The 1,354-nt window shown below is 73.5% G+C and carries 2 protein-coding genes; both read left to right on the top strand.

All coding sequences use genetic code 11. The features are described 5' to 3' along the window. Window positions 1–225, top strand: a 225-nt coding sequence (locus B8460_RS22015) for a hypothetical protein (protein WP_048862148.1), incomplete at its 5' end; no start/stop codon positions are given. Between the two features lie 51 nt (window positions 226–276). Then, window positions 277–1,269, top strand: a complete 993-nt coding sequence (gene galE, locus B8460_RS13600; protein ID WP_048862149.1) for a UDP-glucose 4-epimerase GalE — start codon at window positions 277–279, stop codon at window positions 1,267–1,269. Window positions 1,270–1,354 lie beyond the last annotated feature (85 nt).

Here is a 1,354-nt window from a genome sequence, read left to right on the forward strand (position 1 = left end):
GCCGACATCCTGCCCTCCGCCGCGCTGACACCCGACTATCAACGGCTGCAGAACGCCCGGCTGCAGGACGAGGCGGCGGCGCGTTTTTCGCGGGCCGACATGCTGGCGTTCTTCGACGTGATCGTGGGCGGCGACATGGCGACCGCCGGGGGGCGGCTGCTGGGCGCCAATCTGCGCCGCATCCGCGCGACGGTCGCGGCGCTGGACGAGACGGAGCCCGGCTGAGCCCACGCGGCCCTGGACGCGGGCCGGGGCGGCGTGCGAGTGGTCGGGGCCATGTCCGAACGTTTCCTTGTCACCGGCGGCGCCGGCTATGTCGGCAGCCATCTCGTGCTGGCCCTTCTCGACCGCGGCGACGAGGTCGTGGTCATCGACAACCTGCGCACCGGCCACCGCGCCGCCCTCCCCGCCGGGGTCCGGCTGGTGGTGGGCGATGCCGGCGATCCGGCGCTGCTGGACGCCGTGCTGGGCGAGGGCGGGTGGTCGGCGGCGTTCCACTTCGCCTCCCTGTCGCTGGTCGGCGAGAGCATGCGCGAGCCGTATCGCTATCTGCTGGAGAACGCGGCGACGGGCATCCGGCTGATCGAGGCCTGTGTCCGTCACGGCGTGCGCCGTTTCGTGCTGTCGTCCACCGCCAACCTGTTCGATCAGGCGGACCGCGACCTGATCGACGAGACGACGCCGATCGTGCCCGGCTCGCCGTACGGCGAGAGCAAGCACATGGTCGAGCGGGCGCTGCTGTGGGCCGACCGCATCCACGGCCTGCGCAGCGCGTGCCTGCGCTACTTCAACGCCGCCGGGGCCGATCCGCAGGGGCGCATCGGCGAGGACCATGACCCGGAGACGCATCTGATCCCGCTCGCGATCGACGCGGCGCTCGGGCGCATCCCGCCGTTGAACGTCTTCGGCGACGACTATCCGACGCCGGACGGCACCTGCGTGCGCGACTACATCCATGTCGCCGATCTGGCGGACGCGCATCTGCGCGTGCTCGACGTGCTGACGACGCGCAGCGCGACGTACAACCTCGGCAACGGGCGCGGCCATTCGGTGCGCGAGGTGATCGACACGGTGGGCCGCATCGCCGGCCGGCCGGTGCCGCACGTCGTCGCGGGACGGCGGGCGGGCGATCCGGCGACCCTGGTCGCGGGGTCGGCGCGGATGCGCGCCGAGACCGGGTGGACGCCGCGGCATGCGTCGCTCGACGACATCGTGGCGACCGCGCATGCGTGGCGCCTCGCCCATCCCGGCGGCTACGGCGCGAACTGACGCGCCGGCGCGACGGCCCTAGTTGCCGGGGCTGAGGCGGCGCAGCCGGGCGAGGTCCGCCTCGGCGCGGGCGAGATCGTCGGCG

The sequence above is a fragment of the Acidisphaera rubrifaciens HS-AP3 genome (assembly GCF_000964365.1).
GTDB lineage: Bacteria > Pseudomonadota > Alphaproteobacteria > Acetobacterales > Acetobacteraceae > Acidisphaera > Acidisphaera rubrifaciens.